Source organism: Deminuibacter soli, assembly GCF_003412455.1.
Lineage (GTDB): Bacteria > Bacteroidota > Bacteroidia > Chitinophagales > Chitinophagaceae > Deminuibacter > Deminuibacter soli.
Window position 1 is genome coordinate 333932 of sequence record NZ_QTJU01000001.1, and the last position, 12858, is coordinate 346789.

A 12858-nucleotide genomic window follows, 5' to 3' on the forward strand; every position below is an offset into this window, starting at 1 on the left:
CGGCCTTTCTTTTTATCGATGCTTAAGCCAGCTTACGGGGTTCAGGAAGCTGCCTTTTTCGTTGGTGATCATAAAGCCTACCATACCATCGCCATCGTCGCTGGCGCCGGCTTTGCCGATAACGGTACCGGCTTTTACTTTCTGGCCTGAGTTTACATTTACTGAACCCAGGTGGCTGTAGGTGGTAAAGTATTTACCATGCATAACCAGCACGGCCTGTTCTCCGCCGCCCAGGTCAAATACTGAAGACACTTCCCCATCGGCCACTGATTTTACTGTAGCGCCTACGGGTAAAGAAATTTCAATACCCTCGCTGTTGCCTTTGAGTTTTGAATTGGGTACTTCGTATTGGCCATAAGGTATAGACACATAACCTGCATCTACCGGCCAGGGCAGGCGACCGCGGTTACTTTCGAAATTCAGTGATTGTGTTAAGCCTTCGGTGGTAGATTCAAAAGGGCTGTACGTACGGTCGCTGTGTTTTACCCCATTTACGTCAGCAACATTGGCATTACTGGGTGCGCTGCTGGCGGGTGTGGAGGCTGCAGACTGCGGCGGCGGTGCAGCAGGTTTGGCGGCAGCAGTATTGTTTTGTGCGGCGGCGGCTTTGGCAGCTGCTGCTTCCTGGCGCTGCTGATCGGCCAGGCGTTGTTTGCGGGCAGCTTCTTCTTTAGCCAATCTGTCGCGTTCGGCTTTTTCGCGTTCAGCAGCCTTGCGGCGTGCCTCGGCAGCTTCACGGCGGATAATGGTTACAATGTTATCACTGATCTTCTTCTGCATGCGCTGCTTGTTCTTAATTTCAGAAGCCACATCAGATTCACGGTCTTTCAGATCCTGCACCACTTTATCCTTTTCCTTTTTATCATCTTCCAGCACGGTAAGCTGTTTGCCCTGCTCTTTCAATGCAGAGTTTTTCTCTACCTTGGAACTGCTCAGGTAAGTAGATTTCTGCTGCAGCACCTGTTGTGTTTTAACAATATTCTCCACCTGTGTTTCGCGGTACTGGCGATAACTTTTCAGGTAGTTCATGCGTTTGAGCGCATCATTAAAACTGGTGGCAGAAAATATAAAGTTGAGGTAATCGTAATTGCTCCTGTTTTTATACGCAAAAACCAGGCTCTGCGCATAATTCTGTTTCAGCGTATCCAGCTCCCGCTTCATGCGGTTCATCTCCAGCGTGGTAAGGTAAATATTGTCATCAATCAAACGCAGGTCTTTGCTCAGTGTGCTCACCAGTTCTTCACGCGCGCGTATTTTGCGCTGTACCACAGCCAGCTGGCTCAGTGACTGCTTTTTGTTTTTCTTGATTTCGTCGAAAGTGCTGTTCAGGTCTGCAATTTCTTTCTGCAGCTCCTGCTGTCTTTTCTGTAGTTCTTCTTTTGTTTGCTGGGCACCTGCTGCCAGCACACACATAAGCATCCCCAATGAAATAAACAGCTTCTTCGTCATGTAATGGTTCTTTTTCTGGTTCTGGATTTCAAGAATAGGTTGAATGATGACAATTAAACGCGCCTGCAGGTTCAAAAATTACTTCCTTTTAAAGTTTTTTGGAATATTAAAAGGAAAAGTTACCGGCTGGTTAAATATATACTTTTTAAAATCAAGTTTTACGTCGAGCCTCGATTGTTCGGCCACAGCTATTTGCCTGTAGGCAGAAAAGTTAACATCACCATTGGGCTGGTATTGACTGAAAGTGATATCGCAGGTGCGGTTGCGCACAGAATCCACATCGTCGAGTTTGCTATGCATTACCAGGTTGGTGTTTTTATCGAGCGTGAGCAGGTGCTTGAATATTTTACCCACGATGAGCACCTGCAAACCGGCATCGGCATTTTTATAGGAAACGATATTGCCGTCTGCAAAAATTGTATTGCCCACAATCAGGTCCTGCAGCGTGTAAAAATCAAACGGGATCTGTGTCAGATCTTTCAGGTAGGAAATGCTGCGGTACACCACGGTTTTGTTAAGCTTGTTCATCAGCTTCACGCTGTCGCGCGTAACCAGCAGGCGGTAGCCTTCAATACCGAACGGACCGGTAAGCTGTATCCAGATAGCGCTGTCTTTCTGCATCTGGATATTGGCATTGGCGCCATCGCCACCGTTTTTATCTTCATAGTCTACTTTTACCTTGGCAGAAAAAGTAGTGAAATCAATACGTTTGGTTTTCAGGTTGTGCACGATGTCTTTTACAATGGTAAGCGAATCAACCTCGTCTTTTTTCACCATTACTTTCTGCACCGTGTCTTTCTTCGAAATCGCGTTCTCTATCCTTTGCACTTTTTTGGCCGGACGGCAGCTTGCCCAAAGCAGCACTGCCATGCAGCCATATAATATATATCTCATCTGCTAATTTTTATTGTTTCCCGGTGTGGCCAAAACCACCGGCTCCTCTTTGCGTTTCGTTTATAACAGCTACTTCGGCCCACTGCACCTGTTCTACTTTCTGAATCACCACCTGCGCAATACGGTCGCCCGGGTTTATCACCTGTACTTCATTGCTCAGGTTAATCAGTATCACCTTTATTTCTCCCCGGTAATCCGCATCAATTGTGCCAGGGGTATTGAGGCAGGTTATACCCTGTTTAATAGCCAATCCGCTGCGCGGGCGAACCTGGGCTTCAAGCCCTTCGGGTAATTCCATGTACAAACCGGTGGGCACCAGGGTGCGTTCCAGCGGCTGCAGCTGTATGGGTGTTTCCAGAAAAGCACGGATATCCATGCCCGATGAACCCGTTGTGGCATACGCCGGCAAGGGGTTATTGCTTTGATTGATGATGTTGACAGTTATGGTATTCACGGCGGCAAAAATAGTTGAAAGTTTTACTGGCAGGTTTGAAAGTTCCCGTTTAAAGTTTCAAGTTTAACGTTATAATACACGAAAGAACTTTAAACATTAAACCCTTAAACATTAAACAGTTTGAATCAGGGCGACAGCGTAGGCAACCACGCCTTCTTCACGGCCTACAAAACCAAGCTTCTCGGTAGTGGTAGCTTTAATGGAAACATCGTCGATGGTGATGTTCAGTATAGCAGCGATGGTTTGCTGCATCTGCTGCACATAAGGTTTTATTTTGGGTGCTTCGAGGCACAGGGTAGCGTCTACATTGCCTACGCGGTAACCTTTGGCGGAGATGAGTTCTGCCGTGCGTTTCAGCAGTATTTTGCTGTCAATGCCTTTAAACTCGGCCGAAGTATCAGGAAAATGTTTGCCAATATCGCCCAGGGCGGCAGCGCCCAGCAGTGCATCGCAAATGGCATGCAGCAGCACATCGGCATCACTGTGCCCCAATGCACCCTTGGTATGCGGTATCAGCACACCACCCAGCCATAAATCGCGGCCTGTTACCAGCTGGTGAAAATCTACCCCCTGACCTATTCTTATATTCATTAACAACAGTTTTGGCCGCGAAGGTAATGAGAAGCGTGTTAAAAGCAGGCAGGCCGTATTTGCCACGGGGGTAAATACGGCCTGCACCGGTTATATTGAAAGGAGATGAGACTAATTGCCCGCGTTGTTTTGATCAGCGCTTTGGCCCAGGTTAAAAATAACCCCGAAACGCAGTGTATTAGACAGCGGGTTACGGGTTACACCATTACCGGAGGGAATGAGGTAAGAAAAGTTGAGGTTGATCATACTGTACTGCAAACCAACACCCAGGGTAAAATATTTACGGTCGCCTGCCTGCTGGCTTTCATAAAAATAACCTGCACGTGCAAAAAACTGTTCGTTGTAGGCGTATTCGGCACCCAGTGAAGCCTGTATGGATTTTAAACCGCCATTGTCGCCGTTGAACGATTTAAACCAGCTTTCAAATACACCATAGCTGTGGTACTCGGCCAAACCCGCACTGTCTACCGGGGCAACAGGCACCAGCAGTTTGTTAAGGTCCAGGCCAAATGTGATGCGACTGGTTTCATCGAAAGTAGAGGTGTATGCACCGCCGATACCCAGGTTGGCCGGGATAAAGTCTTTGGTAGTGGCATTATTAGTATAGCTGATTTTAGAACCGAGGTTAGACAGTACAATACCCCAGTTAAAACCGGAGCCTTCTTCATTAATACCGTGGTGATACAGCGACAGATCGGTAGCGAAGGCACTACCCGCCTTATATGTGTTACCGTTGTAGGAGCCGCTGGCCAGTTTTGAATTAATGTAACGGAAAGTAGCGCCCACACCCAGTTTTTCGCTGAGCTTACGTGAATAACCTATATCAAAGGAAAACTCGCGGGGGTTCTGACCGCCCAGCGGGTTACCGTTCTGATCGGTAAAGTCGATGTGACCCAGGTTAAAGTAACGCAGGGAGGCAGACAAAGCCTGTTCTTCATCGAGTTTATAATAGCCTGCCAAGGTGGCAAGAAAAACGTCTTTGGTAATATCGCCCAGCCAGGGGGTATAGGTTACACCAATACCTGAATTTTCCTTGGCAAACGGCGTTTTGGCCAGATTCCAGAACGTGCTGTTGGCATCCGGCGGTGTAGCAATACCAACATCACCCATCCCTCCTGCCCGCGCATCGGGCGAAATACGTAAAAAGGGTACAGCGGTTGTTACTACGTTTAAGGGGTTACGGTCTTGGGCAGCTACCTGCTTTTGTACACCTATCGCCAACAGCAAAAAAGCTGCTGATTTTAAAGCGGTTAGTTTCATTTCCTTGTTTGTGATTTGATCAGCGGTTTTTGTACCCTGTATATAGCTAATACGTAAATTCGGATAATAATAGTATATATGGGACAAGAACCCTTTGAAGTTTTCAATAAAAAGACTGCGTAGAAATTGTATCTATAACGGAAATTTATGAATGTTTGACAAACAATCTTACCCACTTGCTGTTTGCAAATATGAAATAATTTTCTTTCAATAGCAATAGTCCGGCCAAAAATGCAATTGGCGCCGCTTTTGTGCAACTTTCATTTTCCTTAGCTTCGCCTTTCGGATACAAAATTCTTTTATATTCGCAGGGATTTCAACCGTAAACAATATTTTTAAAAAACCATCGTTTTAACTCTCAGCTAAACTAGTCTGCACATGTTAACTGGACTTAGAAAGTATGCTATACTCATAGCAACAGCCGGCAGTCTTGCCAGCTGCCACAAAAAGAAGGATAAATCAGATGTAACTGGCTGGAATTATAATGATAAAGACCGGGGAGGCTTTTTTGTAGCTAAACCCAAGGATATCAAAACCGGTCCGGGTCTGGTATTTGTACAAGGTGGTACCTTTACCATGGGCGCCACCCAGGAGGATGTAATGGGCGACTGGAATAATATGCCGCGCCGTGTTACCGTGAACTCCTTTTTTATAGACAAAACTGAAGTTGCAAACGTTCACTACCGTGAATACCTGTACTGGCTCGAGAACGTGTTCTCCGACGACCAGTTTAAAGCGGTTCTGGAAGGTGCCAAACCGGATACCCTGGTATGGCGCAGCGAACTGGGTTATAATGAGCCGCTGGTGGAATACTACTTCCGTCACCCTTCTTATAACTACTATCCCGTTGTTGGTGTAACCTGGAAACAGGCGTATGATTTCTGTATCTGGCGTACCGACAGGGTGAATGAAGGTGAGCTGATTAACAAAGGCTACCAGAATAAAAACGTAGTTAAACAGGAAATGAACGGCGGTGGCCAGGAAAACTTCAACACCAAATCGTACCTCATGGGCGAATACCAGGGTGTACCCGGTAAACCCAAAAAGAACGACCTGAAAGATGCACAGGGCCGCCCGCGTAACACCGTGAAATTTGAAGATGGTATCCTGCTGCCTGATTACCGCCTGCCTTCAGAAGCAGAATGGGAATATGCAGCGCTGGGTCTCATCAACGAAAACCCGCAGGTGCGCAACGGCGAGAAAAAACGCGGTGAAGAGTTAATCAGCAACAAACAGATCTATAGCTGGAAAAACGACGGCTACGACAACCTGCGCGCCACACGCCGCGGTAACTGGCAGGGTGCTTTCCTCGCCAACTTTAAACGTGGTAATGGTGACTACATGGGTACTACCGGTGGTTTGAATGACCGCTCTGCCTACCCTGCTGAAGTAACCTCGTTCTTCCCCAACGGTTTTGGTTTGTATAACATGAGCGGTAACGTAAGCGAATGGGTTGCCGACGTTTACAGGCCTACTACCAATGTTGAAGCAGATGATATTAACCCATACCGCGGTAACGTGTTCAAGAAAATTGACATGAGCGGTGGCGAAGGCAATCTTCGCGATAGCATGGGTCGTATGAAATATATTCCGGAAAGTGATTCTGCATTGCGCAACCGTCGCAACTACCAGCAATCATATGCCGTTAACTACCTCGATGGTGATTCACTGAGCACAGTAGCCTATGGTTACGGTATCACAACACTGATCAGTGATAAATCAAGGGTGGTAAAAGGTGGCAGCTGGAACGATATGCCTTACTGGCTCAGCCCCGGCAGCCGCCGTTTCCTTGAAGAAGATCAGAGCAGCAGCACCATCGGTTTCCGTTGTGCCATGACACACTACGGAGCACCTGAAGGCAATGGCCGCAAAAACGGTAACTTCTTCCCGAAACGCAGACAAAAAAGATAAGGTAAAGGTAAATAAAGAGTAAAAGGCCATCCATTGGGTGGCTTTTTCTTTTGAAGAAAACGTCAGTCGTGAGTTGACACGCGAAGGGCGATTCGAGCATCGACAGCCGAGATAATCAAAGCAAGGCCGCTACTCCCTGTGATGCCTGTGCCGGTGTCCCCACCGGCATGCCCTAAACCAATGGCGGTGAGACTTCCTGCCGCAGGCGGCAACACTCAACGAGCTGGCAGCTTGTAACTTGTAGCTTAAAGCTGTTTCGAAGCTGTTCCATCATTTTCATAAATTGCAGCAAACTTGCACTGTGACTATACCTGAATTATACGCCATTTTCAAGCAACATCCATCTGTACAAACAGACACCCGCAAACTGCAGCAGGGTGATTTGTTTTTCGCACTCAAAGGCCCCAACTTCAACGCCAACAGTTTTGCCTTACAGGCACTGGAAGCAGGCGCAGCCTATGCTATTATTGACGAGCCTGTAGAGGGTGCCAATGGCCGTTGCATAGTGGTAGAAGATGTACTTACTACGCTGCAGCAACTGGCAGGTTATCACCGTGCACAGTTTAATATTCCCTTTATCGCCATTACCGGCAGCAATGGTAAAACCACCACCAAGGAGCTGGTGAGTACTGTACTGGGCACGCATTTTATTACCTATACCACGCAGGGCAATCTCAACAACCATATTGGTATTCCACTAACCCTATTACGCGTTCAACCTGACGCGCAGATGGCTGTGATAGAAATGGGCGCCAATCACCAGAAAGAAATTGAGGGTTATTGCGTGTACACCAAGCCAACACATGGCATTATTACCAATGCAGGTAAGGCCCACCTGGAAGGTTTTGGCGGCGTGGAAGGCGTGCGCAAAGGCAAGGGCGAACTGTTCGATTACCTGCGTGCGCATGAAGGCACTGCTTTTGCCTATAACGATTATGATTACCTGCACAACATGATACAGGGAGTTAAACACGTTGAATGGTACGGCACACAAACAGGCACCGTAACCGGGCAGGTGGCAGTAAGTGAACCATTCCTGGGTGTATACGTGCAGGGAGTAGACGGTGTGCAACAGGTGCAGACACAATTAGTGGGTGATTATAATTTACCCAATGTGCTGTGTGCAATAACCCTGGGCAAATACTTTGGCGTGCCGGGTAATAAAATACAGGCAGCAATTGAAGGATATGCACCCAGCAACAGCCGCTCACAGCTGGTAGAAAAAGACGGCAACAAGATCATCCTCGACGCATACAATGCCAACCCCACCAGCATGCGTGCTGCCATTGAAAATTTCGCCAAACTGCATGCAGCAGAAAAAATATTACTGCTGGGCGGCATGATGGAACTTGGCCCGGAAAGCATCGGCGAACACGAAGCAATTGTACAGTTGCTGCAGCAATATCCCTGGAAACAGGTGGTGCTGGTAGGCGGTGATTTTGCGCATGTAACATCGCCGTTTATTTACCTGCCCGATTCCCTCGCTGCCAGGCAGTGGCTGCACGACCAGCATGTGACAGGTGCGCATATACTGGTGAAAGGTTCGCGCAGCACACGCATGGAAAGGATATTAGAAAATTAACTTTGTATCCACCGGTCAAATATTAGAATTAACATACATAGAACGGCCACATGGCCGTTTTTTTTGTACTTTTAATTTAAACAACCCCCTAAATCCTTATGTCTCCCCGGCAATATCCCGATAGACCCGTCATGTTATACAATGATGTCTTGTGTGCTCATTTAAAACCCAACAAAGTCTGCTTGTGCATTGCTATGAAGAAGAATTCCTCCTCCACCAGGTTTGTTGTAACAGCGCTGCTGCTGATTGGCGTAGCATGGTCGGCCCTGGCATTGTATTATCACAATTACTGGATGCTGACGCTTGGCGCCCTTTGGCTGCTGATGCCCTTCACCATTAGCTTCAGCTATACTGAAGAAGAAGATGCCGGCAGTACAAATGAAAATTCCTCTGCATCCACCGGCTCCCAAAACGATAACAGCAGTCATTTTTTTAACGAAGACAAAGTGCACGAAGAAGAACGCAAAAACTACTAGCGTAACTTATTTTCCCGCAGGCTATTACTGCTATTGTTGTAATAGCCTGCTGGCGTTACCGTAAAAAAGCAGTTGTTCTTCTGCCCGTGTAAAGCCCATGCCATGCACGCTTTTAATAGCATCAGCAGGGTTGAATACAGGATAATCTGAACCAAATAAAAACTGGTCAACGCCAATGGTGCGGATGGTCCATACCAGCTGATCATGAAAAGGTGAATGACCGAGTACCGGCGCAATGGCAGAAATATCGCACCAGATATTGTTTTTGTACCAGGGATATTTTTTGAGTGCTTCAATGGTAAGCAGCTGCGGAAAATTTACCAGTCCCATGTGCGCAAAAATAAACCGGGTATCCTGGTTCATGGCAGCCAGCATAATCAGCTTGCCTATTTCGTTGTTATCAACCGGGCTATAGCTATCAAACAGCAGCACCAGGTGCAGTTCTCCGGCTTTTTTGGCGAGACTGGCTACTTCGGGCGCCCCTACATCAAACCCCTGGCTATTGGGATGCAGTTTAATAATACTTACACCCTGTTTGTGTACACGTTCCATTTCAGCAAAAGCATCGGCACCATCCATGGGATGTACCGAGCATACCGGGATCAGTGATGGATATTTTTTGCTGAGTGCAATAATGCTGTCGTTACGCTGGCGCGTATCGGCCATATTGCCTTTTTGTGCGATGGTAATAATGGCAGCCTTTTCAACGTTCGCTGCGGCCATGTAGGTGCGTATATTGGCCAGCGTATGATTTCTTTCGCCACTCATCGTATTTTCTTCGCCTGGCATCACGGCAATGTGCACATGCATGTCGATGATTTTTCCATGGTAGTGCGCCGTATCTTTCTGCGCGTGAACAAGCAATACATACAAGAGCAGGAAAACGGTAAGGGCATAACGCCGTGTTGGTTTCATGTTAGGCAGTTTACATTAAGATATAAAAAACAACTATATGTAAACTTAAAAGATTTTGTTTTCCGCCGGCAAAAACTGTGTTGAACGGTTGGCATTACACCCAGGTGAACGGGCTGCCCGATGCAATATGGGTAACCGTTATGCCATTGAGTTTGGGCTGCAGCCAATTGGCAACGTATGCCATACCGGGTTCTTCGCTTTGTGCATGACCCAGTATAACCAGTGCTGTTTTTTTACCCATGCTGTGTGCATCCCTGATATATTCGGCAGTTTCCCATTCGCTCACCTCACCCACCACCAGTACATCGGGTATTTGTGTTTCGGCAATGGTAACCTGTCGCACACCGCCCCATGCGCCCGGCAATAATGCAATACGGCTGCAGGGCTGCTCCAGGTTGCCTATTACACGTACATGCGCAATATGCAGGGCCTGCTTTAACTGGTTTACCAGCTGCTGCAGGGAAAGCTGCGGAATGGTAAGCACCACATCGCCCTGTTTATACCAGGCTTGCCAGTTCATTTGCTGTACTACCCCATAACTGATGGCATCGGGCTTTAATGCATGGCAATAATCATGAAAACGCCAGACTGCCATATTGTATTTTTCCAGCAACTGCTGCTTCTGTTTTACCACCGCGTTGCCGGGTACCCACGCAGGATTGTCTGTATGATTGTAAAACGTTGGCTCGTGTGCGATGATAAAATTCGCGTTCAGTTGCGCAGCCTGTTCAATAACAGCCGTAGTGGTAAACATGGTGGTAACAATACCTGTTACTGTTTGGCCGGGGCTGCCCGCCTTAATGGTATCTACCGTGTTCGGGATAACCTGCAGCTTTCCCTCTTTTAAAATAAGTTCTATTACATCCTGCACGGTGTATGTGTTTGCGGCAGACTGCAGGCCATTACCGGCAAGGGAAGGCTGCACACCCAGCAGGGCCAGCGCACCGGCTGATAAAGCAGTGCGCGTAATAAAATCCCTCCTGTTTACAGCTGACTGATCCTGTGTGACGTGCGGATGTTTCATATTGCTTTATTTACTGCTTAAATATAAATCATTCCGCAACGCGTGCAGCAGTCAGTACGGTTATAACACGGCATCTTTCTTGAAACTCGAAAAACACATGCCGGTATTGGCTTTAAAAAATTTGCTGAAATGCGCCTGGCTTTCAAAACCCAGGAAATACGCAATCTGCTTCATGCTGGTGTTGTAATAAATAAACTGTCGTTTGGCTTCGAGAATTACCTGTTGCTGAATGTGATGACTGGCCGTAAAACCGGTAACATGTTTTACTGCGCGGTTCAGGTAATTGGGTGTTACATGCAGTGCAGCCGCGTAACAAGCTACTTTTTTCTGGGTGATGAAATGCTGTTTCAGCAGTTCCATAAACTGGCGTACCAGTTCTGTTTCACGTTTTACCATCCGTGTTTGTCCGTCATCTTCCAGCAGGCGTATAAAATAAATCAGCAGTGTATTCAGCAACCCGGCGAGTATGGTCGGTTTCAGCTGAAAATCGTTGTGCCACTCACGTATCATGCGGTTAACAATACCTGCCATTTCCATTTGCTCTTCAGTACCTGCAATGGCATACAGCAGGGTTCTGTCAATTACGCTCCGTTCAAACAAATGCATCATCTCCTTCAGATCGCCGATGCGGTACAACATATCCATGGAAAAGGAAATGCAGAAGCCTTGTGTACCGGGCGCAATGTCAATTACACGCATTTGCCCGGGAACCACGCAGCAGGCAAACCTGTTGGTAAGCTCATATTTGCGCGTATCAACGCTCAATGTACCGGCCCCTTCACTGATGAGGATGATTTCGAAATGATCAAGGGGGGCGAGCTTCGCGGCTGTAAAGTCAGGACATTGATCCTGCAGCATGCAGATATTGAAATGCCGTTTTGAAAGATGGGCGTCATTTGCAGTTGCGCTCCATGGCGGGTAGGCTGTTGCTGTATTCATAGTGTTATCCTTTCTTTTGCAAGAGATAAGACAATTCACATACCATCCTGTAACAAATTGAATACAAACAAATTACAGCATAATACAGTTTCTGGAATTTACGATATATCAACAATTTATGAGCCTGCTTATCAATCGTCGCGGTGGCAAAAAATGCCGGATGACCTGCAACTGGTGCAGTTCATCCGGCATATTCAATACGGCTGCATGGGGTTTGCACTGCTATTTGCGCCCTGCAGGATACAGGTATGCCGCAAAACCGGTAACCAGCAATCCCGGCAGTACCACAGCCGGCAAACCCAGGCGCTGCGACAGCAACCCACCGGCCAGGCAGCCTGTTAAAAAACCGCCGAGCACAACACCTTGCTTTTTTAGCGACTGCCCTGAAACAGCATCTGCAAATTTATTGCGCAGTCCCTGCTCCAGGTCAAGCGACAGTTGTGTTACATTACCTGTCATAATGGTTGTTGGCCCGTATGTTTCTTTGGGAAACAACCTGCTGAAAGCATTCTGCAGGCCCATGGCAAATACAATTACCATGGCAATGGTGTATACACTGTTTTCACTAAGCATACCCTGCCATTGCAATACCACTGCTGCCAAACCAGCCAGCAATAAAAGCAGCCCTTCTGCCAGCAATAAATTGTACCGGTTGCCCCATTTTGCAGCCATTCTTCCGCCCACGGTAACGGAGCATATAAACACGGGGAACGTAACCAGCTTCAGCCATGCATGCCAGTCTGCCCGGTGCACCAGGTCGTACGCAAACACAATAAAGTTACCGGTTACATGCGCCGAGAACAGTTCGGCAGCAGCAACAAACGTGGTGGTATCGCAAAACCCGGCTGCAAAAGTTAGCAGGAAGGTGGTACACCGCAGGATATTATTTTGTTCCATGACTTTGTTACGGTTGGTGATAAAGCTATTGTTGCCGCAGCCTTACAGGTGCTGATACAACCAGTAATCTGCCGAAATCGTTCCTGCGCCTGTAACAGCGAGGTATAAAAAGCAAAGGGTATATACATAAGGCACATCCCTTACCGCAATTGAATCGTGCCGGTGCACCACAAAATAACCAACCGCGGTAACACCGATAGTTGGCCATACTACCAGCCTTGTGCCAATACCCAGTATAACCAGTGCAGGCACTACTGTATCTGCAACAGAAGCCATAACCTGGTTAAGCTGCGGTGGCAGGCCGAGGGGGTTGGGTACGATTTCCTTTTTACCTATAAACTTTTTCAACCCATGCACCCGGAACAGCTCAACTGACAGCAGGATGCGGAACACCAGCAATGCCCAGTTGTTTATTTCACTGCCTGCGTTGGAGTACAACAGGCTTTTCAGCAACTCTATCATATCA

Annotated in this window: 13 protein-coding genes; 3 read left to right on the plus strand and 10 right to left on the minus strand. The window is 47.4% G+C overall.

Going from position 1 to position 12858, the window contains the following annotated elements; translation table 11 throughout:
• Positions 1 to 12 precede the first annotated feature (12 nt).
• The 5 genes from DXN05_RS01335 to porV all read right to left on the minus strand — a co-directional run bounded on the left by DXN05_RS01335 (position 13) and on the right by porV (position 4648).
• Positions 13 to 1449: a murein hydrolase activator EnvC family protein gene (locus DXN05_RS01335; protein ID WP_147313807.1), complete on the minus strand. Its 1437-nt coding sequence runs from the start codon at positions 1447 to 1449 to the stop codon at positions 13 to 15.
• 78 nt (positions 1450 to 1527) lie between these two features.
• Complete coding sequence (locus DXN05_RS01340; RefSeq protein WP_116845412.1) at positions 1528 to 2343, minus strand: DUF4292 domain-containing protein; 816 nt, start codon at positions 2341 to 2343, stop codon at positions 1528 to 1530.
• A gap of 10 nt (positions 2344 to 2353) precedes the next feature.
• Entirely contained in the window at positions 2354 to 2797 is a 444-nt protein-coding gene (dut, locus tag DXN05_RS01345; protein ID WP_211329955.1) for a dUTP diphosphatase, read from the minus strand.
• Between the two features lie 111 nt (positions 2798 to 2908).
• Positions 2909 to 3388, minus strand: a complete 480-nt coding sequence (ispF, locus tag DXN05_RS01350) for a 2-C-methyl-D-erythritol 2,4-cyclodiphosphate synthase (protein WP_116846350.1) — start codon at positions 3386 to 3388, stop codon at positions 2909 to 2911.
• A 111-nt stretch (positions 3389 to 3499) separates the two neighbouring features.
• Positions 3500 to 4648: a type IX secretion system outer membrane channel protein PorV gene (gene porV / locus DXN05_RS01355; protein WP_116845413.1), complete on the minus strand. Its 1149-nt coding sequence runs from the start codon at positions 4646 to 4648 to the stop codon at positions 3500 to 3502.
• 378 nt (positions 4649 to 5026) lie between these two features.
• On the opposite strand from porV, the gene DXN05_RS01360 reads away from it, so the two are divergent.
• From DXN05_RS01360 to DXN05_RS01370, 3 genes are all read left to right on the plus strand, one after another.
• Positions 5027 to 6559: an SUMF1/EgtB/PvdO family nonheme iron enzyme gene (locus tag DXN05_RS01360; protein WP_116845414.1), complete on the plus strand. Its 1533-nt coding sequence runs from the start codon at positions 5027 to 5029 to the stop codon at positions 6557 to 6559.
• 301 nt (positions 6560 to 6860) lie between these two features.
• Entirely contained in the window at positions 6861 to 8141 is a 1281-nt protein-coding gene (locus tag DXN05_RS01365) for a UDP-N-acetylmuramoyl-tripeptide--D-alanyl-D-alanine ligase (RefSeq protein WP_116845415.1), read from the plus strand.
• Positions 8142 to 8335: 194 nt separating this feature from the next.
• Positions 8336 to 8617 carry a hypothetical protein gene (locus tag DXN05_RS01370; RefSeq protein ID WP_116845416.1) on the plus strand — a complete coding sequence of 94 codons (282 nt, stop codon included), beginning with the start codon at positions 8336 to 8338 and terminating at the stop codon, positions 8615 to 8617.
• A gap of 30 nt (positions 8618 to 8647) precedes the next feature.
• Here DXN05_RS01370 and DXN05_RS01375 read toward each other — a convergent pair whose 3' ends face one another.
• The 5 genes from DXN05_RS01375 to DXN05_RS01395 all read right to left on the minus strand — a co-directional run bounded on the left by DXN05_RS01375 (position 8648) and on the right by DXN05_RS01395 (position 12854).
• Positions 8648 to 9532 carry an amidohydrolase family protein gene (locus tag DXN05_RS01375; protein ID WP_116845417.1) on the minus strand — a complete coding sequence of 295 codons (885 nt, stop codon included), beginning with the start codon at positions 9530 to 9532 and terminating at the stop codon, positions 8648 to 8650.
• 94 nt (positions 9533 to 9626) lie between these two features.
• Positions 9627 to 10556, minus strand: coding sequence for a Nif3-like dinuclear metal center hexameric protein (locus DXN05_RS01380; RefSeq protein WP_116845418.1), 930 nt, complete (start codon positions 10554 to 10556; stop codon positions 9627 to 9629).
• A 60-nt stretch (positions 10557 to 10616) separates the two neighbouring features.
• Positions 10617 to 11495 (minus strand): AraC family transcriptional regulator, encoded by an 879-nt coding sequence (locus DXN05_RS01385; protein WP_116845419.1) that lies wholly within the window; start codon positions 11493 to 11495, stop codon positions 10617 to 10619.
• Between the two features lie 222 nt (positions 11496 to 11717).
• Positions 11718 to 12392 (minus strand): YoaK family protein, encoded by a 675-nt coding sequence (locus DXN05_RS01390; protein WP_116845420.1) that lies wholly within the window; start codon positions 12390 to 12392, stop codon positions 11718 to 11720.
• Between the two features lie 42 nt (positions 12393 to 12434).
• Positions 12435 to 12854, minus strand: coding sequence for a DoxX family protein (locus DXN05_RS01395; protein WP_116845421.1), 420 nt, complete (start codon positions 12852 to 12854; stop codon positions 12435 to 12437).
• Between the last annotated feature and the right edge of the window lie 4 nt (positions 12855 to 12858).

What these genes read in the sequence shown, in the direction of transcription:
- DXN05_RS01390 (WP_116845420.1), bottom strand. Translation starts at nt 12,392, where the DNA reads ATGGAACAAAATAATATCCTGCGGTGTACCACCTTCCTGCTAACTTTT.
- DXN05_RS01370 (WP_116845416.1), top strand. Translation starts at nt 8,336, where the DNA reads ATGAAGAAGAATTCCTCCTCCACCAGGTTTGTTGTAACAGCGCTGCTG.
- DXN05_RS01380 (WP_116845418.1), bottom strand. Translation starts at nt 10,556, where the DNA reads ATGAAACATCCGCACGTCACACAGGATCAGTCAGCTGTAAACAGGAGG.
- DXN05_RS01360 (WP_116845414.1), top strand. Translation starts at nt 5,027, where the DNA reads ATGTTAACTGGACTTAGAAAGTATGCTATACTCATAGCAACAGCCGGC.
- DXN05_RS01375 (WP_116845417.1), bottom strand. Translation starts at nt 9,532, where the DNA reads ATGAAACCAACACGGCGTTATGCCCTTACCGTTTTCCTGCTCTTGTAT.
- ispF (WP_116846350.1), bottom strand. Translation starts at nt 3,388, where the DNA reads ATGAATATAAGAATAGGTCAGGGGGTAGATTTTCACCAGCTGGTAACA.
- DXN05_RS01395 (WP_116845421.1), bottom strand. Translation starts at nt 12,854, where the DNA reads ATGATAGAGTTGCTGAAAAGCCTGTTGTACTCCAACGCAGGCAGTGAA.
- DXN05_RS01385 (WP_116845419.1), bottom strand. Translation starts at nt 11,495, where the DNA reads ATGAATACAGCAACAGCCTACCCGCCATGGAGCGCAACTGCAAATGAC.
- DXN05_RS01335 (WP_147313807.1), bottom strand. Translation starts at nt 1,449, where the DNA reads ATGACGAAGAAGCTGTTTATTTCATTGGGGATGCTTATGTGTGTGCTG.
- DXN05_RS01340 (WP_116845412.1), bottom strand. Translation starts at nt 2,343, where the DNA reads ATGAGATATATATTATATGGCTGCATGGCAGTGCTGCTTTGGGCAAGC.
- porV (WP_116845413.1), bottom strand. Translation starts at nt 4,648, where the DNA reads ATGAAACTAACCGCTTTAAAATCAGCAGCTTTTTTGCTGTTGGCGATA.